Source organism: Polynucleobacter acidiphobus (assembly GCF_003065385.1).
In the GTDB taxonomy this organism is placed as follows: domain Bacteria; phylum Pseudomonadota; class Gammaproteobacteria; order Burkholderiales; family Burkholderiaceae; genus Polynucleobacter; species Polynucleobacter acidiphobus.
In genome coordinates this window covers 1465791-1486150 of sequence record NZ_CP023277.1, presented here as the reverse complement: position 1 = coordinate 1486150, position 20360 = coordinate 1465791, and the positions used below count along the sequence as shown (strand labels likewise).

The window sequence follows — 20360 nt, the reverse complement described above, 5'->3', positions numbered from 1 at the left end:
GAACATATCCTTACGCGCGAGATACCCACTTCAGAGCTGCAATCGCCAAGATTAAATAAAGCAATGGTGGAAAGATTGCCGTAAATAGAGCGGGCAATGCGCCAAGTAAGCCAACGCTCGAGAACAAGGTATTAAATAGTTGAAAACTCATACCCAGCATGATGCCACCAAAGACCTTAATACCAACGCTCCCAGCCCGTACTTTCATGAAGGCAAAGGGCAGGGCAAGTGCGAGCATCACAAAGATGATGAAGGGGTAAACGATCTTTTTCCAAAAGGCAATCGCGTGCCGCTGCGCATCTTGTTTGTTTTCCTGGAGGTGCAAAATAAATTGGCCCAAACTCATGATCGACATTTTCTCCGGGCTAATTAGTAAAACATTGAGGATCTGCGGGGTGACTTGCGATTCCAAGCTAAGCTTTGGAATGCTTTTGGTCTGGGCAGTGTAGACCGCATCCAAAGGGTCGCTGCCGCGTTTCTCAATGAAGCGTGTTTCTGAAACGTCATTGAGTTCCCAAACACCTTTATTATCAAAGCGCCCGGACGCAGCACTGCGAATCGAGAGAAGGCGGTAGTTGGGGTCAAACTCATACATCCGAATTTGCCGAATTTGATCATCTTGATCAATCGAGCCCACATTGACGTATCTCACACCAGCTTTAACGGGTCCCGCGCCATCCTGATCACGTAATTGATCTTTGAGCCAAACACCCGACCGAAACTGTGAGCTAAAGGTTGAGCCTAACGCGTCCATCCGAATTCGTTCAGAAAGCCGTTCACTGTAGGGGCCCAAGCCCTCACTGATCGCTAGGGTCAGTATGACGATAGGCAATGAGATCTTGGCAAGTGTGAAGAGACTGCGTTTGATATCTAAACCAGCCACCCGAAAGATCGTGAACTCCGATTGACTGGCCATCATGGCAAATACATAAATACTGCCAATTAAGCCGGCGATCGGAATAATTTCAACCATGCGGCTGGGCGCCTTGAGGAGCACATGGAGAAGCGCCAAGGGCAAGGTGTATTTGGAGTTGACCGACCCCAGTTCACTCAGAATGTCAAAAAATAGGAAGAGCGCGAGCAGGGCAAAGAGAATGAAACCAAAGCTCGCATAGATTTGCTTAGCGAAGTAGCGTTCATAAATTTTGGGAAAGAGCCAACTCATTTGTTTTGCCAGGCTCTCGGAAGTTGGCGTTGCCACCACTTTAGGGATGGATTAATGCGATTACGAATCAAAACAAAGGCTAAGCCAAATGCAAGCACGTGTATCGGCCACAAGCCAAGGAAGAAGTCGACACGCCCTTGCGCAACGTAATTTTGACTGAGATTTAATAGGTTGCTGTACATCAGATAAATGAGGACGGCATAAAACATCGCCGTATAGTTCCCTAAGCGGGGATTGACATAGGCTAAGGGAATGGCAATTAAGACCAAACCAAGGGCCATGATGGGTAAACCGATGCGCCAAAGCAGTTCACCAAAGTTAGCGCGCAGGATATTGGGATCGGTTTCTTGCATCAACTCAATCACATTTTTTTCTCGATCGCGCGGCGGTGGCTTACTGACCTCTTTACTTAAGATCTTGGTCTCGTACTCATCAAACTCTAAGATTCTGAAATTGGCTTGGGTCGGCTGACCCTCATAACGACGGCCCTTTAAGAGAACCACGCTTTTATCACCGTTGGGGGCATTTTCGATATAGCCAGTGGCAGCGACCGCAACGCTTAACTTTTGATTGCGCGTATCGGCCACAAAGATATTCTTGACTTCCCCTTTGTCAACATCAATCTCTTCAATAAAAAAGACCCGCTCAGCTTTAGCCGACTCTTTAAATTGACCTGCTGCAACCATGGACACATCATCACGTTGTTGAAAGCGTTGACTAATCACGCTCGACTCACGATTTGCCCATGGCCAAACAAAGGCGGCCAATAGAGCAATGATGATGATGAGTGGAATCGCAAATCGTAGGATCGGACCAATCAAATTCGTAATACTCAGCCCACTAGCAAACCAAACGATCATTTCGGAGTCTTTGTACCAACGGACCAACACAATTAAAACAGCAATAAATAGTGAGACGGTTAATAGAACCGCAAAATAACCGAGGGTGGCTAGAGCGATTAGTACTAAAGCATCCTCGGGATTAACCGTTCCACTGGCCGCAAACCCCAAAATCCGTATTACGAGGGTGGTAATCATGATGGTGACCAAGACCAAAAACACAGCACCTGTGGTCATGCTGAGTTCGCGGCGGAGGGCTTGTTCAAAAATCATGGTTAATGGGTCTAATTCTGCGACTTTAATTCGGTCGGTGGATAATGTAAAAAAACCCCTAATGGTGAAAGACGATGACGATTCAATTTAGCACGAAAGTTCTTGCCGATATCGATTTTAAAAGCCCCAAAGGCGCCGCTGCGGTTTGTGGCTTAAGCAGCGATTGTTTGGTCTTGGCGTATCGCGCCGCAGAGCTCTCCCAGCTTCAGGCGCTTGATGACCTCCTCGGGGGAGCAATTTCAGAGGCGCGCTCCGTGGGTGATCTGGATGGAAAGGCTGGAGCATGCACTTTATTGCGCTCCACGCGCGCATGGGCCTTGAGCAAGGTGAAGCTCAAGCGTGTTTTATTGGTGGGCCTTGGTGATAAAGAGTCCTTAGGTGATTTTGCCAAGATTGCGCGCTCGGCTCTTAAGGTCTTGAGTGGTGGTTCGATTCAGTCCGTGCTTTGGCATACATCTAGCTTTACGGGCAAGCAAAAAGCCAATCAAAGTCCTAATGCAATTGCCGAGCGGATTCGTGTGCTAGCCCAAGTTGTGGGTGATCAGGTTTATCGATTTGGGGCTCGACAAGAACAATATAAGACCAAGCCGCAAGAAAAGGCTGACACCCTCGAGCACTTCACCTTGCTCACCAATACGAAGCAAGCTGCGCTCGTGAAAACAGCGATTCATGAAGGATCGGCTTTGGTTGAGGGAATGAACCTCACGAAAGATTTAGGCAACTTGCCGCCCAATGTTTGCACTCCAACGTTTTTGGCACAGACCGCACTGAACCTTCCTAAGAAAACCAAGTTAAAGGTGCAGGTTTTCAATCAACAGCAAATTGAAGCGCTAGGCATGGGTTCATTCTTAGCAGTTGCTAAAGGTTCCGAGACCCCCCCGCAATTCATCATCATGCGCCATGAGGGTGGGAAAATAAATGAGGATCCGATCGTTTTGGTTGGCAAAGGCATTACCTTTGATACAGGCGGCATCTCATTGAAGCCTGGCGAAGCGATGGATGAAATGAAGTACGACATGTGTGGTGCGGCATCGGTCTTTGGCACCATGTATGCCGTATCGTTGATGGGATTAAAAAAGAATGTGATTGGTGTGGTGCCAAGCTGTGAGAATATGCCTTCAGGTCGCGCAACGCGTCCAGGCGATATTGTGAAGAGTATGTCGGGGCAGACCATCGAGGTTTTAAATACGGATGCCGAGGGCCGTCTTATTCTCTGCGATGCGCTCACCTATGTAGAGCGCTTTAAGCCCAAAGCCGTGATCGATGTTGCTACATTGACAGGTGCCTGCATCATTGCATTAGGCCATGTGCACAGTGGTTTGTTCTCCGATGATGAAGCCTTGGTGAAAGCCTTGAATAAGGCCGGTCATCAATCCTTAGATACGGTATGGCGCTTGCCTCTCGATGCCGCTTACCATGAGCAATTGAAATCAAACTTTGCGGATCTGGCCAATATTGGGGGGCGTCCTGCCGGTAGTGTGACCGCCGCCTGTTTCCTCTCGCGCTTTGCTGAAAAATTCCGGTGGGCGCACTTGGATATTGCTGGAACGGCTTGGAAGAGCGGAGCCGCTAAAGGGGCAACGGGTAGACCAGTTCCGCTATTGCTAAATTTCTTGCTCGACCAATAAGCTCGCACCGTCAACGCGAATGGCCAGAATTGATTTTCATAGTCATGTTTCAGACAAATTACAGTACTGCTGTCGTCTGAGTCGCAAAATTCTAGCCAGCGCCCATCCCCAGGGGTTGCCGCGTACGATCGTGATTACTGGAAGCGAAAATGACCTCAACAATCTTGATGATTTGCTGTGGACCTTCAGTAAAACCGATTTTTTGCCTCACGCCAGGCTGCATCACGAGGGCGCACACGAGACTCCGATTCTGCTCGTACATCAGTTATCTGAGCTTGAAAATCAGGTATTGGCGCACCAGGACGTCTTGATTTACTTGCATACTGAAGCCCCGCAAGGTCTTGATGCCTTGCTAGAACGCTTTCCTCGTTGGATCGAAGTCGTTACCACGCAAGAGAATGAACTCAGGGCAGGGCGTGAGCGCTTTAAGGGTTATCGTGCCTTAGGCCATGAGCTTCATCATTTTGATCAAAGCAAGGCGGCGGCCTAATGTTGGCGCATCCTCAAATCGATCCAGTCGCGCTTCAAATAGGCCCATTGGCGATTCATTGGTATGGCCTCATGTATCTATTTGCATTTGCTCAATTTTTATTGCTTGGGCGACTGCGTATTCGCCAAGAGCCCTATCAATCGATGCGATGGACCTTTAAAGATGTTGAGGACATTCTGTTTTGGGGGGTGGTGGGCGTCATTGTTGGGGGGCGCTTGGGGTACGTGCTCTTTTACATGCCCGGTTTTTATCTGCAAAATCCAATCGCTATTTTTAAGCTATGGGAAGGGGGAATGTCCTTCCACGGTGGATTATTAGGGGTCTTAATCGCTCTGGCGTGGTTTGCAAAGCGTCGCCAGCTTTCTTATTTTGTAATTACGGATTTTGTGGCACCACTCGTGCCGCTGGGCCTTGCTTTCGGGCGTCTTGGAAACTTTATCAATGGTGAGTTATGGGGGCGTCCGAGTGATTTGCCATGGGCGATGGTGTTTCCGATGGTGGACCAGGCGGCTCGCCATCCGTCGCAGTTATATCAATTTGCTGGGGAAGGTCTTTTATTGGCCTTGGTATTGTGGCTCTATGCATGTAAACCAAAACGCGTGGGGCAGGTATCTGGCCTGTTTTTACTTGGCTATGGACTGCTTCGTTTTCTGGCGGAGTTTGCTAGGGAGCCGGATGCGTTCTTGGGTTTGCTCGGTTTGGGTTTATCGATGGGTCAGTGGCTCTCGATACCGATGATTGGTTTGGGAATTTACTTACTGCTGCGAACGCCGCGTCAATAAACCCTTTTGGCTGAGTGATTTAAGCCCCTGTTACAAAATCTGGTTATGCTGTAAGCATGTTAGAAAAAATTGCCCAAACGCGTTACCTATCCCGAGCCAACAGTGCAGTTCGTCAGCTTGTTTCCGAGCGGGGCGAATCAAACGCTGTCAGCATGGCCTTGGATGTGATTTCAAACTACCGCAAGCTCAATGCCGATCATCGTTCTAAATTTTTTATGATGCTCGCTGAACAATTCAATATTGATGCTGAGCAGCTGACCAAAGCGACTCAAAGTTTTGCGGCAGATCCAAATGCACGAAATTACATTCGCCTGCAGAAGATTTCTGAATCCCCACGCCAAGAGCTTTTAAGACGCCTCAATCGAGCTCCGGGTGGCACGGCAGCAGTCGTCGAAATGCGTCGCGATCTTTTGACCTTGTTGAATAAGAAACCCGAGTTGATGGGCCTGGACTATGACATGCGACACCTCTTGTCGTCTTGGTTTAATCCTGGGTTTTTGAAAATGCACCGTGTTGACTGGAAGTCGCCTGCAGAGATTTTGGAGAAGATCATTGCCCATGAGGCAGTCCATGCTATTGATGGCTGGGATGATCTGCGCCGGCGCTTGCAACCTGATCGGCGTTGCTTTGCCTTTTTCCATCCCCAACTACCCGATGAACCCTTGATCTTTGTGGAAGTTGCTCTACTTCCAGAGATACCAGTTGCCATCATGCCCTTGGTGGATAAGAAATCGACCCCTGTGGAACAAACCAATCAATTCAAGGTAGCGGCGTTTTACTCCATTAGCAACTGTGAGTCTGGACTACGCGGCGTATCAATGGGCAACTTTTTGATTAAGCGCGTTGCTGAGCAACTGCATGCGGAGTTCCCGGGATTAAAAACCTTTGTGACCCTATCCCCGATTCCGGGCCTCATGGAGTGGATTACCGACGGGGCGCATCTAGGCGACCTACCAAGCGCTGACAAAATGAAGCCAGCGATTCGGAAGGCCCGTGATGATGCGCTTGAACTGTTGAAGCTCAATGGTGCCAATTGGATGGATAGGCTGGGCAAGGCCTGGCATCCGGATCAATGCAGTGAGAAAGAAAAAGCTGCCATGATGGCTTTAACCGCGATTTATCTGACGGTGGTCACTCCAAGTCGGGATGGCAATCCTGTGGCTAAATTCCATTTAGGTAATGGCGCCAAGCTGCATCAAATTAACTGGGCGGGGGATTTGTCCAAGAATGGTCTGCGGCAATCCGCTGGCTTAATGGTGAATTATCTGTATGATCTATCGAGCGTTGAGGAAAATCACGAGCGCTTTGTGAACGGCGATATTATTTATTCACGCTCCGTTGGCAAGCTGATGAATACTTAAACCCCACAAGTCCTATATAAGACTTTTAGGGGTTTTGCCCTAGTTTTTGAAGTTCGATTTAGAATGTGATTCGCAATCGTTTTACCCTTTATAAGAATTGAAGAGGAGACAAATAATGGTATTAATTCAGAAGAAAAAAATAGCGGGCCTCGTGCTTAGCTTATTAGCAGCAGTGGGCTTATCAAGCACCGCTCATGCACAAGAGTGGCCAGTAAAAACCGTCACATTTTTGAACCCATTCCCAGCGGGTGGTGGAACGGACGCATTTGCCCGTCCCTTGGCCGCTCAGTTAACCGAGCAATTGGGTAAGCAGTTCATTATTGATAACCGTGGTGGTGCAGGCGGTACGGTGGGCGCATCGGTGGCCGCAAAAGCGGCACCAGATGGCTATACCTGGTTCATTGGCGCATCGCATCATACGATTGCTCCTTCCATGTATAAGAACTTGGACTATGACATCCAAAAGAGTTTCGTTCCTGTTGCTCTTCTAGCTAGCGTTCCACAGGTATTGGTTGTTAACCCCAATCGTGTCAGTGCTCGTAACCTAAAAGACTTCATTGCGCTCATGAAGCAAAACCCTGGTAAATATAACTTTGCTAGCGCAGGTAGCGGCACCGTTCATCACTTAGCTGGTGAGTTATTTAAGATTCAGACAGGCACCTTCATTGTTCATATTCCTTATCGTGGCGCTGGTCCAGCCATGAGCGATCTCCTAGCTGGTCAGGTTGATTTGGAATTTGATGGTTTGGGAACATCCGCTCCACAAATTAATGCTGGTAAGTTGTTTGCGATTGCTGTTGCTTCTGAGAAGCGCAATCCAGCGATTCCAAACGTACCAACGTTTGTAGAAGCTGGTTTGCCTGACTATCGTGTATCGACTTGGTACGGTATGTTTGCTCCTGCTGGCACACCAAAACCAATTATCGACAAGATGACAGCTGAGGTTCAAAAGGCGCTGAATTCACCAAAGTTGAAAGCGATTTGGGCTCAAAACGGTGCGGATAATCCGAATCTTTACGGAGAGGCATTTGGTAAGCAAGTTGCTTCCGACGTAAACCGCTGGGCTGAGGTTGTTAAGAAATCAGGCGCCAAGCTCGATTAATTTTGTATTCGTAGTTAAGGGTTTTGAGTGAACTTATACGCATTATTAGAGTCTGGCTTTCCTAAAAATCGCGAAGACTGTGCACTAGAAACCCAAGATGGACTGTATTACTCGTGGCGCGATCTCGATCGCGCCACGGCCATGATGGCAAATCTTCTCAAGAGTTTGAAGTTACCTCAGGGCTCACGAGTTGCTGTCCAAGTTGAAAAATCCCCAGAAGCACTTTTCTTATATCTGGCCACTTTACGTGCCGGATATGTTTATTTGCCGCTGAACACGGCGTATCAAGAGTCTGAGATTCAGTATTTTCTGGAGAATGCTGAACCGGCCGTAGTTGTTTGCAGTTCCAAGAACTTCTCTTGGATCTCGAAGATTGCGTTTAAGAGCGGCACCAAAAATGTATTCACCCTCGATGAGAATCGGACCGGTTCTCTTTTAGATCGCGCCGCTCAATGCTCCGATCAATTTAAGACCGTCAAAAAGGCCGACGACGATCTAGCTGCTATTTTGTATACCTCCGGTACTACAGGTCGCAGCAAAGGTGCCATGCTCACGCACGGTAACCTGGGTAGCAATGCCCTGGTATTAAAAGAGTTTTGGGGCTGGAAAAAAGGCGACATCCTTTTGCATGCTCTCCCCATTTTCCATGTGCACGGTTTATTTGTCGCTGCCCACGGTGCATTATTAAATGGCAGCAAAATGATTTGGTTGCCTCGTTTAGATACTGCGCAACTCATTAAGCACCTGCCACGCTCAACGGTCATGATGGGCGTACCTACATTCTACGTACGCTTATTGCTCGATCCCAACTTTAACCAGAGCGTTTGTAAAAACATGCGCCTCTTTGTTTCGGGTTCCGCACCTTTATTAACTGAGACCTTTAATAATTTCCAGAAAGTGTCTGGACATACTATTCTTGAGCGCTATGGCATGAGCGAGACCGTGATGTTGGTCTCCAATCCTTACAAGGGCGCTAGAGTAGGGGGATCCGTTGGGGTGCCTCTACCTGGCGTTGAGGTTCGTGTCGTGAATGAGTCTGGATCACTCTGCGGTGTCAATGAGATCGGTGCCATTGAAGTGCGCGGCCCGAATATATTTAAGGGCTACTGGCGGATGCCTGAGAAGACCGCTGAGGAGTTCACTAAAGACGGCTGGTTTAAAACGGGTGATGTGGGTCGCTGGGGCGGTGAGACCAGCGCGGGTAAGGTGCCTGATCGCTATCTGTGCATCGTTGGTCGCAATAAGGATTTAATCATCTCGGGTGGCTACAACGTGTATCCAAAAGAGATCGAGAGTTTTATCGATGACATGGACGGCGTCGAAGAAAGCGCAGTGATTGGTATCCCGCATAAAGACTTTGGGGAAGCGGTCATGGCGGTTGTGGTTCCAAAGCCAGGCGCCAAGCTCAATAGCCAAGCCATGATCGATGACTTGAAATCAAAGATTGCAAACTTCAAGGTTCCCAAACGGGTTGAAATTGTCAACGACTTACCCCGAAACGCAATGGGTAAAGTGCAAAAGAACGTATTACGCCAGCAGTACAGCCATTAAGCGCCCAGCGCTTTATGGGCCTCATTGAACATAAAGAGCGCCAAGAACATTAGCATGACCCCAAAGACTCGCTTGAGTTGAACGACATTGAGCTTGCGAGCTAATTTTGCGCCTAGTGGGGCGGTAAAAATACTGGTTGCTACGATGCAGGCAACGGCCGGTAGATAGATAAAACCAAAGGAGCCTGCGGGTAAGTCAGGTCGACCAAAGCTACCAAAGACGTAACCCAGGGTTGAAGCAAGCGCAATCGGAAATCCGAGCCCCGAGGAGGTTGCCATTGCGACATGGGGACTCACGTTACACCAGATCATGAATGGTACGGTGACAAAGGCGCCGCCTGCACCCAGCAAGCTCGATAACCCTCCAGAGAAGGCGCCATAAGAAAATAGACCGACCTTCCCAGGCAGTTCTCGCTCAGGTTTGGGCTTTTTGTTGATGAACATCTGAATCGAGGTGTACACAATAAAGACCGCAAAGAAGAGGGAAAGCCAGCCAGTATTGAATGCCTCAAATAGTTCGCTGCCCCCTAAAAAACTCCCAACAATGATTCCGGGGGTGAAGCCCGCAACCAGTTTCCAGTCAATTGAGCCATGGCGATGATGCGCCCGAATGGCCGAGAGTGAGGTAAACAAAATGGTGGTCATTCCAGTTGCAATGGCCATATGAACAATGATGTCTTGGCTAAAACCCTGGTGATTAAACACAATGATCATGAAGGGAACCAAAATCATCCCTCCGCCGATCCCAAGCAGTCCCGCTAAGAACCCTGCACAGGCTCCGCAAACTAGAAGGATTGCAATATCAGTCAGAAACATGAAAGGATCCCCGCCTTGGTCGCTAGACCGTCATCCTGAACCCTAAAGTTCAAGGTGGCACGGTAGCAATACTTCGGGTGCATCAAATGACTCAGGGAGTGTCGGACAAGCCCACACTGTAAATCGATCAGACGCTCGCGCCCATACTGCAATACCCGTTCCGTATGCTTACGCATCGGTTCAAGGAACTATTGGCCTTGGCGCACCAGGCAGGGAAAGTGTTTTGATCAGGGAATCGACTTGCTGTTCAAGCGCATTCACTTCCTGCTCAATCAAAGTCAGTTGTTCGGGGTCAACCTTGGGGGCGTTAGCCGCTTGCGCCATCGATTGCTGAGCCTGAATCAGGTCGCCCGCTAATTTAATGGCCGCCATCATGGCTGCCCGTTCAATACTTTTATTGCCACTAGCTAGAGCCAGTTTAATTTGTTCATCTACTAAGGAGCAGGCCTCGCGAAGCAATGGCTCATGATCGCTTGACGTGGCCAGCATGATTTTGTGGCCAGCAAGACTAACTTCAATGCGTTGTTGGGTCATGGTCTTTATCGATGATTGCGTTATCGCCCAACAGGTTCATTTGGCGAGAATCGCTTTGCTCTGGCAGGCGCTTTAGGATGTGCTCAATACGTTTTTGCGCATCCTCAATTTTTGACTCAAGGGCAACGCGATCGTTGCGTAATGCCTCAACGGAGGCATTCACCATTTTTAACTTCTCGGAAAGGCGTCGGAGCGTTTGCTCGATGGAATCTTGCGACATAGACAAGATCGTATCAGAACTAGGCTAATTTCTTTTTAGAGGTCTCGGTCACCAGATAAAACGCTAGCGAGGCAACCGCAACGTAGCAGAGGGTGAAGAACAAATTACCAAAGAAATAGGTTCCAAACAGTTCAGCAAATCCAACAAGCGAAGCATTGCTCTTTTGCAGATAAAAGGCCCCACTCGAGATTAGCTCGCAAATGGCGACACCACCAATTAGGGCCACAACAAATTGGCTAATTTTGAAGCCTTGTTGTTCGTAGTGTTGCCGTAACCAACGACCAGCTAGCCAAAGTGCTAAATACGCAGGAACTAAGGCGGCATAGGCAACATTAAACAGGTAATTACCCATCGCCAAGTAATCGATCACAAAAGCCTGAGCCAAAACAATCAGAAAAAGAATCGGACTCAATAAAAAACCAAGCATGAAGGCAATTGCCCAGGTGGCATCTGGCAGGCTCATCATGGAGGCCACATGCTGTCCTCGCGTCGCCCACAAAATCAAGGAAAAAACGACTGCAATCCCTACGGTCTGTTTGGTCGAAAGATTAAACATGTTTCCTCCTTGAGTAATGAGCCTATTTTAGACCTAAATTAGCACAAATCCCTTATTTCATGGCGTACCGAACCCCGACAAAAAGGTTCGATCCCGGAGTATTAAATCCATAGGAGAGTTGGTAATCCTTATTGAAGATATTGTTCCAGCGACCAAAGACCGACCAGTCCTTGGCAAACTCGTAATTGCCATATAGGTTGAAGATGGCATAGCCGCCCATGTAACCAGAGTTACCCGAGTTATAGCGACCGCCTTGGAAAGTTCCCTCGGCACCCATATTCACTTTCCGATAGCGGTACTCTGCACCAAGGTTTCCAAATTGGCGAGCGCGTTTTGCTAATAGAAATCCCGTAGTCTGATCAATTGGATTTTGTTGGTCATAAGATGCCTTTAGGCGAAGGCTTGATAACTTTGCAACGCCGCCAACCGATACTCCCGAGATTTTTGCAACACCAGCGTTTCCAGCGCAACCATAGTTTGGACCATTGAGTTGTGCGATCGTGCATGGGGGGGCTGTAGTGGTGTACTGAATGAGGTTGGTGATGGTGCTATTAAAGCCAACTAAATGAAGATCCAATGCGCTGGATTCATAGTGCAGACCAATCTCGGTATTTTTACTCTTTTCTGCTTGTAAATTTGTATTGCCGTAATCTGGAAAATACAAATCATTAAATGAAGGCGCCTTAAAGCCGGTGCCGTAATTAATATTGCCTCGAATTTGTTTGGAGAAAAAGTAACCATACGATGCGCTACCGGTTGTTTGTGGACCATAGCCAGTAATGCTGTCATTGCGAAGCGCGAGGTTTGCTAAGTGAGATCCGCGCTTGAGTTGATACGAGCCTGCCACGGTATTAGTATTTTGGTTTTGACTGACAATCCCGCCATCATTCGAATACCCATTTAAAGTTTTTCGCTCGGCAACGAGTTGCAATAAATCGCTGCCAATTTTGATATCGTTTTGCCAGGAATAAATCATCTGTTTTGTTTTGTAAACAGGATTTCCGGTAGTGTAGAGATTCTGTGAATAATCATTTGATTGGGAGACTTGAAGCATGCTTTTCCAGTCTTTATTGATTTGATTATTCGAAAACAAAGAAAAGATTCCCAAATTACTAATTTGGCTTCCAATACCGCCACCAAAAAAGCTAGAAACGGGATATTGATTGTCGAGTCGAGAAGCTAAAAACTGAAATCCAAATTCTTGACCACGATCCCATTCTTGAGCAATACGACCGGCACCCCCACTCTTTGTATAGCCAGTTCGATTCATATTCAAACCGTTGCCACAAAAATTTCGATTTAATGTCGCTCGTGACTGCGTATTGGGATTGCAAACGTTATTTGCTGCAACGGAAGTAAATCCAGTAGAAATTTCTTGGGATCCACTGAGGGCGTAACTTGTTGTCTTGGCGTCTCCAAAGGAACCATAAAGGCTGGCATCCGTAATACTCGTCCCATAACTGCCATATCCCGTTGAGGCATTCGCTTGAAACGGCCCCGTTCCCTTTTTGGTGAATATCTGAATGACACCGCCAATGGCATCCGAGCCATACAGGCTACTCTGCGGTCCAAAAATAATTTCAATTCGATCAATGATGCCCAGTGGAATTGCTTGTAAAGAAAATCCACCCGTTCCCGCCGCTTGGCTACGAACGCCATCGACTAGCAAGAGTGCTTGATTAGAGTTTGATCCCCTCAAGAACACGCTTGCTGCAGACCCTGGGCCGCCAATAGTCGAAATCTCCACCCCCCTTTGTCGCTGTAGTAGCTCCACTAGACTCGTTTGTCCTGCGTCAGCAATTTCTTCTGGGCCGATGTAGACGTAGTCAGCTAGCACGTCGTTGGCTCGCGTGGGGGTGCGAGTTGCAGTGACAATCACTGGATCCATTGGATTATTGGCTGTACTGACTGAGACATTGCCGCTTTGAGCAAATGCGTTTGGGTTGCTAAAAACAAGGGTTGAGGTGAGGGTGAGGGCGGATAGGCGCCAACGGTTCTTGGCCCCGAAAGAGTTACGGCAAGGTTGCATGATGAATCCCAAGTTGTAATGCCTGCCAACCTCCCCGTTAGCGGGCGATACAGAATTCGGAATAGGGATCAGCGTCAATGAGGGTGCACGAGGACCCTATATTGGCGCGCGAAGGTCCCCGTTCACGAAGTTCCACCTGTCTTGGCCGGTATCCGGGCTGGTGAACTTTAGATTTGGCCTTCCCATGCATTGATACACAGTGGCTTATCAAACCATAGCGCTAAACAACTAGCGCATTCACTTACCGTTGCGGGGGCAGCACACGTTTGAGTAGTGTTTCCCGTTTAACCCAAATGCAGGCATTTGGGCACCACGACAGCTCTATATTACCCTATCTACGACTAGGAATAACCCGAATATGTGGTGTTGAAAGGCTTACAATGAGAGGTTCAAGTACATATTTCAATGACCATACTAGATAGACATCCAGAGAAAAATCTAATTCGCTTGCAGCTTAGCCAAAATATTGTTCTGCGCAATCTAGATCCGGGCAGCATGGCTGAATTAGAGAGCTCCTTAGAGATCTCGGATCTTAAGAAATCCGAGATCTTATTGCGCCAAGGTAACTATCAAATGGAGCAGTACTTTGTCCTCGATGGAATCTTGAAGCGGATTGTGTCTAGTGCTGATGCAAAAGAAATGATCTTGCGCTTTGCCATTGAGAAAGATATCGAAACCAGTTATGCCGCTTGGCGCTTACAACGTGCCGCCCCGTATAGCATTGCTTCGGTTACTAAGGCTAGAGTGGCGAGGATGCCTCTTAAAAAATGGGCTGAGTTTTTGGAGAACCATCCAAAACTCAAAGAAAGTTTTGAGTTTGAGGTGATGCGTCTCATGAGTGAAATCATGGCGCATACGATTACCTTGCACATGCTCGATGCCCCGGGTCGGGTCGAACGATTTTTACGGAAATATGAAAACTTGTTCGATGTTTTGCCCAAGAAAGAATTAGCAGCTTATCTCAATCTTTCGCCCGAAACTCTAAGCCGCTTAAAGAGTAAACATAAAGAGCTATTTATATAAAATAAAAGGGTTTTTTGGGGGATTGAGTAGGCTCTAACCCTAGGTTTTTATTGGATTTTAGGGGAAATTGACTAAAGTCAATGCTGAACCTATTCATGGGTCCTAATATTCGTCTCAGTTCAACTGAGACCCTTTATGGAGGCGATGTTGAAAACAACTAATCCCACGGAGAGAGACAACGTTATGTTGACAGCTACGAAAGAGCATTCTGCCAATGTCGCTGCAGAAGACACCCCATTAACCGACGGTTTCCATTTGGTGATCGATGCCTTAAAGGCCAACGATATCGATACTATTTTTGGACTGGTTGGTATTCCGATTACCGATTTAGCACGTTTGGCCCAGGCTGAAGGAATGCGCTTTATTGGATTCCGCCACGAGCAGCATGCTGGCAATGCTGCCGCGATTGCGGGTTACATGACCCAAAAACCCGGTATTTGCTTAACGGTGTCAGCCCCCGGGTTCTTAAATGGTTTGACTGCTCTTGCGAATGCAACCACCAACTGCTTCCCAATGATCTTGATTTCTGGATCGAGCGAGCGTGAGATTGTGGACTTGCAGCAGGGTGATTACGAAGAGATGGATCAGCTCAATGCGGCTAAGCCTTATGCCAAAGCTTCCTACCGGATTAACAAGGCAGAAGACATTGCCATTGGTGTCGCACGTGCGATTCGTGCTGCGGTATCCGGACGTCCAGGCGGCGTGTACCTCGACCTGCCTGCACAATTACTAGGACAGAGTATTCCAGCTCAGAAGGGGCAAGAATCATTGTTCCGTGTGATTGACGCTGCACCGAAGCAAATTCCTGCGCCAGACGCGATCAAGCGCGCCATCGATGTGTTGAAGAATGCTAAGCGCCCATTGATTCTGTTGGGCAAAGGCGCGGCTTATGCGCAAGCCGATCAAGAGATTAAAGATTTGGTTGAGAAATCAGGCATTCCGTATTTGCCAATGTCGATGGCAAAAGGTTTATTGCCTGATACCCATCCACAGTGCGCATCCGCAGCACGTTCATTTGTGTTGGCAGAAGCCGATGCAGTAATGTTGGTTGGTGCCCGCTTAAATTGGTTATTGGCTCACGGTAAAGGTAAAACCTGGGGCAATCACCTGAAAAAATTTATTCAGATTGATATTGCACCGACCGAAATTGATAGCAACGTTCCAATTGCAGCCCCTGTCATTGGTGACGTTGGCTCGTGCGTCACTGAGATCTTGAAGCAAATTGCAAGCGTTCCCAAGCCCAGCGCTGAGTGGATTAACGCAATCAATGAGAAAAAAGAGAAGAACATTGCCAAGATGGAGGAGACGCTCTCCAAAAATCCTTCGCCCATGAACTTCCACAGCGCATTACGTGCAATTCGTGAGGTGGTGAAGGCCAATCCCGATGTCAATATCGTGAACGAAGGCGCCAATACCCTTGACTATGCTCGCAGCATCGTCAATATGTATAAGCCACGTAAGCGTTTTGACTCCGGAACTTGGGGCATCATGGGTATTGGTATGGGCTACGCCATTGGCGCAGCGGTTGTTAGTAAGCAGCCGGTGATTGCAATCGAGGGCGACAGCGCGTTTGGTTTTAGCGGCATGGAGCTCGAAACCATCTGCCGTTACAACCTGCCAATCATCACGGTGGTATTTAACAACAACGGTGTTTACCGTGGTACCGATGTGAACCCAACTGGTGGTTCAGATGTTGCTCCAACCGTGTTTGTAAAGAATGCCCGTTACGACATCATGATGGAGGCGTTTGGTGGCGTTGGATATAACGTCACCACTCCTGAGGAGTTGACTGATGCATTGAACAAGTCATTAGCCTCTGGTAAGCCTACCGTCATCAATGCCGTGATTGACGAAACTGCTGGTACTGAGAGTGGTCGTTTAACCAACCTCAACCCTGCTTCTACTGCAACCAAGAAGTAATTATTAATTGATATAAAGAGTCCAAAGGAGATTCAAGATGAGTAAACCACTAGACGGAATTCGGATTATCGATTTCACCCACGTACAAGCAGGCCCTGCTTGTACCCAATTGCTTGGCTTTTATGGTGCCGACGTGATTAAAGTAGAGCGTCCTGGTTCAGGCGACGTGACCCGTAGTCAGTTGCGTGACATTCCGGATGCCGACGCTTTGTATTTCACGATGCTCAATGGCAATAAGCGTTCCTTAACCTTGGATACCAAAACTCCTGAGGGCAAAGAAGTGCTCGAGAAGTTGATCAAGGTTTCTGATGTGATGGTTGAGAACTTTGGTCCAGGCGCTTTGGATCGCATGGGATTCTCATGGGATCGCATTATGGAATTGAATCCCAAGATGATCTTGGCTTCCGTAAAAGGCTTCTCTGACGGTCACTCGTATGAAGATCTAAAAGTGTATGAGAACGTTGCTCAGTGTGCTGGCGGTGCTGCATCGACCACCGGTTTCTGGGACGGCCCTCCCACCGTATCTGCTGCCGCATTGGGCGATAGCAATACCGGTATGCACTTGGCCATTGGCATCTTGACCGCCCTCATGCATCGTCAAAAGACCGGCAAAGGTCAGAAGGTGGCATGCTCAATGCAAGACGCCGTATTGAACCTCTGCCGTGTGAAATTGCGTGATCAACAGCGTTTGGATCGTGTTGGCTACCTCGAAGAGTATCCACAGTATCCTCATGGCAAATTTACTGATGTTGTGCCCCGTGGCGGTAACGCTGGTGGTGGCGGACAGCCTGGCTGGGTCTTAAAGTGCAAAGGCTGGGAAACCGATCCAAATGCCTACATCTATTTCACGATTCAAGGCCATGCTTGGGAACCAATTACCAAGGCTCTTGGCAAACCAGAGTGGGCAACCGATCCAGCCTATATGACTGCGCAAGCACGTCAAGATAAGATTTTTGACATCTTCGCAACCATTGAAGATTGGCTCAAAGATAAGACCAAGTACGAAGCCGTTGATATCTTGCGTAAGTTTGATATTCCATGCGCACCCGTACTCTCGATGAAAGAGATTGCCGAGTCACCTGACTTGCGTGCGAGCGGTTCCATTGTTGAAGTGGATCACAAAGTACGCGGCAAGTACCTCACGATTGGTAGCCCCATTAAGTTCTCCGATCTGGAGATTGAAGTGAAGCCATCCCCAGTATTGGGTGAGCACACCGATGAAGTTCTATCGGATCTTGGCTACAGCAAAGACCAAATTGCTCAGTTGCATGCGGCAAAAGCGGTTTAATCGTATTAGCTGTTAAGCAATGGCGCCTGCGGGCGCCATTTGTTTTTCAGAGGGGACATGAAATATGAAGCATGAAGTCGATCTTCATCAACTCATTAATGTGATTGGCGATGCTGTCGTGGTGTCCAATGTGGCAGGCAAAATCACTCTGTGGAGTCGTGCTGCCGAAGAGATGTTTGGATATACCGCCGCAGAGGCATTAGGACAAAACCTTGACATCATTACCCCTGAGCGATTTCGGGCACGTCATTGGGAAGGCTATCACCATTCCATGGAAACGGGCACTACAAAGTACGGTAAGCAAACCCTGCGAGTGCCAGCCATTCATAAAGATGGGCATACTTTGTCGATCGCATTTACGGTTGCCATGCTCCATGATGAACATCATCAAGTAAGTGGTGTGGTTGCGGTGATTCGAGACGAAACCACTCGATTCTTGGAAGAAAAGGAACTTAAAAAGCGCCTGATCGAGCTGGAATCCAAGCCAGGGGCTTAATCTAGCGGCTGCCCTAGATTAGGACTGGATCGCCATTTTTAGCCAATACCAGCACTGGTAAAATGGCTTTCATCATATTTTCATACTTTTTAGGACTTTTTTATGGCTAAAGCACTTGAGGGGGTTAAGATCCTCGACTTTACGCACGTTCAATCTGGGCCCACGTGCACCCAGTTACTCGCTTGGTTTGGAGCAGACGTCATCAAGGTGGAGCGCTCGGGTGAGGGCGATGCAACGCGCAATCAGCTTCAAGATATCCCCGATGCCGATAGCTTGTATTTCACGATGCTCAATCACAACAAGCGCTCGATTACCGTGAATACCAAAACACCAGAAGGTAAAGATATTCTGGAACGTCTGATTAAGCAGTGTGATGTCTTGGTTGAGAACTTTGCACCGGGCGCCTTAGATCGAATGGGGTTTACTTGGCAGCGCATTCAAGAACTCAACCCCCGCATGATCATGGCTTCGATTAAAGGATTTGGACCGGGGCCTTATGAGGATTGCAAGGTGTATGAGAACGTTGCGCAATGTGCTGGAGGTTCTGCATCAACTACGGGTTTTGATGATGGCCCACCCATGGTAACTGGTGCGCAGATTGGTGATAGCGGTACTGGTTTGCATCTGGCGCTGGGTATTGTGACCGCACTTTATCACCGCACCCACTCGGGTAAAGGGCAAAAGGTTGATGCCGCCATGCAAGACGCAGTTCTTAATCTCTGCCGTGTCAAGCTCCGTGACCAACAGCGTTTGGATCGTAATGGCACGATGCAAGAGTATCCACAGTTTCCCAATGGTAAGTTTGGTGATGCGGTCCCTCGTGCGGGTAACGCCTCGGGCGGTGGTCAGCCCGGCTGGATTCTGAAGTGCAAAGGCTGGGAAAGCGATCCCAACTCCTATATTTATATCGTGGTGCAAGCTGCAGTATGGGAAGCGATTTGTAAAGTGATTGGTCGCGAAGATTGGATAACCGATACCAATTACGCGTCGCCCATGGCGCGCTTGCCACGTCTAATGGGAATCTTTGCGGAGATTGAGAAGTGGACCGTGACCAAGACGAAGTTTGAGGTGATGGATATTCTCAATCAATATGATGTGCCCTGTGGCCCAATCCTCTCCATGAAAGAGATTGCTGAAGAACCTGCTTTACGTGCCACAGGTACGGTGGTGGAAGTTGATCACCCGATTCGTGGTAAGTATTTAACCGTTGGCAACCCGATCAAACTATCGGATAGCCCTACCGAGGTTACTCGTTCACCACTATTGGGCGAGCACACCGATGAGATCTTGCAAGAACTTGGCTTTAATATCGATGATCTTATTGATTTACGACATAAGAAAGTCATCTAATGCGCGTTGCACTGATTGGCAGTCAAGATTTTGGTAAAGCCGCACTCGAGGCTTTTCTGGAGCGTGGGGATGAGGTGGTCGCCGTATTTTGTCCGCCCGATAATCCGAAAGCCACCAAGCCCGAGATCCTAAAAGAGACCGCTTTAGCTCGGGGCCTCAATATGCTCCAGTTCCCAAGTCTCAAGGGGCCTGAGGCTGCCAATGCAATGCGTGATAGCAAGGCTGATATTTGTGTAATGGCCTATGTATTGCAATTTGTACCCCAGGATTTAGTGAAGATTCCACGCTTTGGCACGATTCAGTATCACCCATCGCTATTGCCAAAATACCGTGGTCCTAGCGCCATCGGTTGGTCGATTGCCTTGGGCGAGACTAAAACCGGATTAACCATCTTTCGACCCTCAGATGGTTTGGATGAGGGTGAAATCATTTTGCAAAAGGAAGTGCCAATTGGTCCAGACGATACCCTGGGTCAGGTGTACTTTAATCATCTCTTCCCATTGGGGGTAAAGGCATTATTGGAGGCAGCTGACCTCGTAGCGGCCGGCAAGCATCAAGAGATTGTGCAAGATGAGTCGCAAGCAAATTATGAAGGGTGGTTTGACCAAGCCGCCGCTCGGATTCATTGGTCTAATCATGTGAGCCAAATCTATAACTTGATTCGGGCATGTAATCCAGCCCCAGGTGCATGGACTGCTCTCAGTGGTGAGAAGGTGCAGATCTATGATGTGCGCAAGCATGTCACCCCGACCTATGGATCGGTCAAAGGGAAACCTGGCGAAGTGGTTGAAGTAAGCTCAGACTCTTTTAAGGTCGCTTGCCATGGTGGTCAGATTGAGGTTCTGAAAGCGAAAGCCGGAAAAGGTTCCAAAGTCTCTGGTGCTGAGTGTGCCAGTGCGGCCGGTATTCAAGTCGGCCAGTTCTTTGACGCTTAAACC

18 protein-coding genes, 1 other RNA gene, 1 pseudogene and 1 riboswitch are annotated in these 20360 nt (G+C 48.3%); of the genes and pseudogenes, 12 read left to right on the top strand and 8 right to left on the bottom strand.

Going from position 1 to position 20360, the window contains the following annotated elements:
- Window positions 1-10: 10 nt before the first annotated feature.
- Together lptG and lptF are read right to left on the bottom strand one after the other, a co-directional pair.
- Window positions 11-1165, bottom strand: a complete 1155-nt coding sequence (gene lptG / locus AOC32_RS07810; RefSeq protein WP_108508919.1) for an LPS export ABC transporter permease LptG — start codon at window positions 1163-1165, stop codon at window positions 11-13.
- A complete protein-coding gene (gene lptF, locus AOC32_RS07805) occupies window positions 1162-2277 on the bottom strand; it encodes an LPS export ABC transporter permease LptF (RefSeq protein ID WP_108508918.1) in 1116 nt (371 codons plus the stop codon). The genes lptG and lptF overlap by 4 nt, the downstream gene beginning before the upstream one ends.
- Window positions 2278-2357: 80 nt before the next feature.
- Between lptF and AOC32_RS07800 the strand changes: the two genes are divergently transcribed.
- The 6 genes from AOC32_RS07800 to AOC32_RS07775 all read left to right on the top strand — a co-directional run bounded on the left by AOC32_RS07800 (window position 2358) and on the right by AOC32_RS07775 (window position 9191).
- Entirely contained in the window at window positions 2358-3905 is a 1548-nt protein-coding gene (locus AOC32_RS07800; protein ID WP_407675556.1) for a leucyl aminopeptidase, read from the top strand.
- A gap of 19 nt (window positions 3906-3924) precedes the next feature.
- Window positions 3925-4395: a DNA polymerase III subunit chi gene (locus AOC32_RS07795; RefSeq protein WP_108508916.1), complete on the top strand. Its 471-nt coding sequence runs from the start codon at window positions 3925-3927 to the stop codon at window positions 4393-4395.
- Window positions 4395-5177, top strand: a complete 783-nt coding sequence (gene lgt, locus AOC32_RS07790; RefSeq protein WP_108508915.1) for a prolipoprotein diacylglyceryl transferase — start codon at window positions 4395-4397, stop codon at window positions 5175-5177. The genes AOC32_RS07795 and lgt overlap by 1 nt, the downstream gene beginning before the upstream one ends.
- A gap of 56 nt (window positions 5178-5233) precedes the next feature.
- Window positions 5234-6538 (top strand): malonyl-CoA decarboxylase, encoded by a 1305-nt coding sequence (locus AOC32_RS07785; RefSeq protein ID WP_108508914.1) that lies wholly within the window; start codon window positions 5234-5236, stop codon window positions 6536-6538.
- Between the two features lie 97 nt (window positions 6539-6635).
- On the top strand, window positions 6636-7640 hold the full coding sequence (locus AOC32_RS07780) for a Bug family tripartite tricarboxylate transporter substrate binding protein (RefSeq protein ID WP_407675540.1): 1005 nt from the start codon (window positions 6636-6638) through the stop codon (window positions 7638-7640).
- Between the two features lie 27 nt (window positions 7641-7667).
- On the top strand, window positions 7668-9191 hold the full coding sequence (locus AOC32_RS07775; protein WP_108508912.1) for a malonate--CoA ligase: 1524 nt from the start codon (window positions 7668-7670) through the stop codon (window positions 9189-9191).
- On the opposite strand, the gene AOC32_RS07770 is transcribed toward AOC32_RS07775, so the two are convergent.
- The 6 genes and pseudogenes from AOC32_RS07770 to AOC32_RS07745 form a co-directional block, all read right to left on the bottom strand.
- A complete protein-coding gene (locus tag AOC32_RS07770) occupies window positions 9188-10006 on the bottom strand; it encodes a sulfite exporter TauE/SafE family protein (RefSeq protein ID WP_108509394.1) in 819 nt (272 codons plus the stop codon). The two genes, AOC32_RS07775 and AOC32_RS07770, sit on opposite strands and share 4 nt — an antisense overlap.
- Before the next feature lie 3 nt (window positions 10007-10009).
- Window positions 10010-10225, bottom strand: a non-coding RNA gene (ssrS, locus tag AOC32_RS07765) — 6S RNA.
- An 84-nt stretch (window positions 10226-10309) separates the two neighbouring features.
- Window positions 10310-10495 (bottom strand): annotated as a pseudogene (gene zapA, locus AOC32_RS09925) (cell division protein ZapA); the annotation flags it as partial.
- 25 nt (window positions 10496-10520) lie between these two features.
- Entirely contained in the window at window positions 10521-10760 is a 240-nt protein-coding gene (locus tag AOC32_RS07755; RefSeq protein ID WP_108508911.1) for a hypothetical protein, read from the bottom strand.
- A gap of 19 nt (window positions 10761-10779) precedes the next feature.
- Window positions 10780-11316 (bottom strand): hypothetical protein, encoded by a 537-nt coding sequence (locus tag AOC32_RS07750; protein WP_108508910.1) that lies wholly within the window; start codon window positions 11314-11316, stop codon window positions 10780-10782.
- A 52-nt stretch (window positions 11317-11368) separates the two neighbouring features.
- Window positions 11369-13345: a TonB-dependent receptor domain-containing protein gene (locus AOC32_RS07745; RefSeq protein WP_108508909.1), complete on the bottom strand. Its 1977-nt coding sequence runs from the start codon at window positions 13343-13345 to the stop codon at window positions 11369-11371.
- A gap of 126 nt (window positions 13346-13471) precedes the next feature.
- Window positions 13472-13675: riboswitch (cobalamin riboswitch) on the bottom strand.
- Window positions 13676-13750: 75 nt separating this feature from the next.
- Between AOC32_RS07745 and AOC32_RS07740 the strand changes: the two genes are divergently transcribed.
- The 6 genes from AOC32_RS07740 (at window position 13751) to AOC32_RS07715 (ending at window position 20357) form a co-directional block, all read left to right on the top strand.
- Complete coding sequence (locus AOC32_RS07740; RefSeq protein ID WP_108508908.1) at window positions 13751-14368, top strand: Crp/Fnr family transcriptional regulator; 618 nt, start codon at window positions 13751-13753, stop codon at window positions 14366-14368.
- Window positions 14369-14551: 183 nt separating this feature from the next.
- The gene (oxc, locus tag AOC32_RS07735; RefSeq protein ID WP_108508907.1) at window positions 14552-16288 is read left to right on the top strand and encodes an oxalyl-CoA decarboxylase; all 1737 of its coding nucleotides are present in this window, start codon (window positions 14552-14554) and stop codon (window positions 16286-16288) included.
- A 37-nt stretch (window positions 16289-16325) separates the two neighbouring features.
- Window positions 16326-17576 (top strand): formyl-CoA transferase, encoded by a 1251-nt coding sequence (gene frc / locus AOC32_RS07730; protein WP_108508906.1) that lies wholly within the window; start codon window positions 16326-16328, stop codon window positions 17574-17576.
- Between the two features lie 64 nt (window positions 17577-17640).
- Window positions 17641-18072 (top strand): PAS domain-containing protein, encoded by a 432-nt coding sequence (locus AOC32_RS07725; RefSeq protein ID WP_108508905.1) that lies wholly within the window; start codon window positions 17641-17643, stop codon window positions 18070-18072.
- Window positions 18073-18174: 102 nt separating this feature from the next.
- Complete coding sequence (gene frc / locus AOC32_RS07720) at window positions 18175-19422, top strand: formyl-CoA transferase (RefSeq protein ID WP_108508904.1); 1248 nt, start codon at window positions 18175-18177, stop codon at window positions 19420-19422.
- Complete coding sequence (locus AOC32_RS07715; protein ID WP_108508903.1) at window positions 19422-20357, top strand: methionyl-tRNA formyltransferase; 936 nt, start codon at window positions 19422-19424, stop codon at window positions 20355-20357. The genes frc (AOC32_RS07720) and AOC32_RS07715 overlap by 1 nt, the downstream gene beginning before the upstream one ends.
- Window positions 20358-20360 lie beyond the last annotated feature (3 nt).

What these genes read in the sequence shown, in the direction of transcription:
- lptG (WP_108508919.1), bottom strand. Translation starts at nt 1,165, where the DNA reads ATGAGTTGGCTCTTTCCCAAAATTTATGAACGCTACTTCGCTAAGCAA.
- lptF (WP_108508918.1), bottom strand. Translation starts at nt 2,277, where the DNA reads ATGATTTTTGAACAAGCCCTCCGCCGCGAACTCAGCATGACCACAGGT.
- AOC32_RS07795 (WP_108508916.1), top strand. Translation starts at nt 3,925, where the DNA reads ATGGCCAGAATTGATTTTCATAGTCATGTTTCAGACAAATTACAGTAC.
- lgt (WP_108508915.1), top strand. Translation starts at nt 4,395, where the DNA reads ATGTTGGCGCATCCTCAAATCGATCCAGTCGCGCTTCAAATAGGCCCA.
- AOC32_RS07785 (WP_108508914.1), top strand. Translation starts at nt 5,234, where the DNA reads ATGTTAGAAAAAATTGCCCAAACGCGTTACCTATCCCGAGCCAACAGT.
- AOC32_RS07770 (WP_108509394.1), bottom strand. Translation starts at nt 10,006, where the DNA reads ATGTTTCTGACTGATATTGCAATCCTTCTAGTTTGCGGAGCCTGTGCA.
- AOC32_RS07755 (WP_108508911.1), bottom strand. Translation starts at nt 10,760, where the DNA reads ATGTCGCAAGATTCCATCGAGCAAACGCTCCGACGCCTTTCCGAGAAG.
- AOC32_RS07750 (WP_108508910.1), bottom strand. Translation starts at nt 11,316, where the DNA reads ATGTTTAATCTTTCGACCAAACAGACCGTAGGGATTGCAGTCGTTTTT.
- AOC32_RS07745 (WP_108508909.1), bottom strand. Translation starts at nt 13,345, where the DNA reads ATGCAACCTTGCCGTAACTCTTTCGGGGCCAAGAACCGTTGGCGCCTA.
- AOC32_RS07740 (WP_108508908.1), top strand. Translation starts at nt 13,751, where the DNA reads ATGACCATACTAGATAGACATCCAGAGAAAAATCTAATTCGCTTGCAG.
- oxc (WP_108508907.1), top strand. Translation starts at nt 14,552, where the DNA reads ATGTTGACAGCTACGAAAGAGCATTCTGCCAATGTCGCTGCAGAAGAC.
- frc (WP_108508906.1), top strand. Translation starts at nt 16,326, where the DNA reads ATGAGTAAACCACTAGACGGAATTCGGATTATCGATTTCACCCACGTA.
- AOC32_RS07725 (WP_108508905.1), top strand. Translation starts at nt 17,641, where the DNA reads ATGAAGCATGAAGTCGATCTTCATCAACTCATTAATGTGATTGGCGAT.
- frc (WP_108508904.1), top strand. Translation starts at nt 18,175, where the DNA reads ATGGCTAAAGCACTTGAGGGGGTTAAGATCCTCGACTTTACGCACGTT.
- AOC32_RS07715 (WP_108508903.1), top strand. Translation starts at nt 19,422, where the DNA reads ATGCGCGTTGCACTGATTGGCAGTCAAGATTTTGGTAAAGCCGCACTC.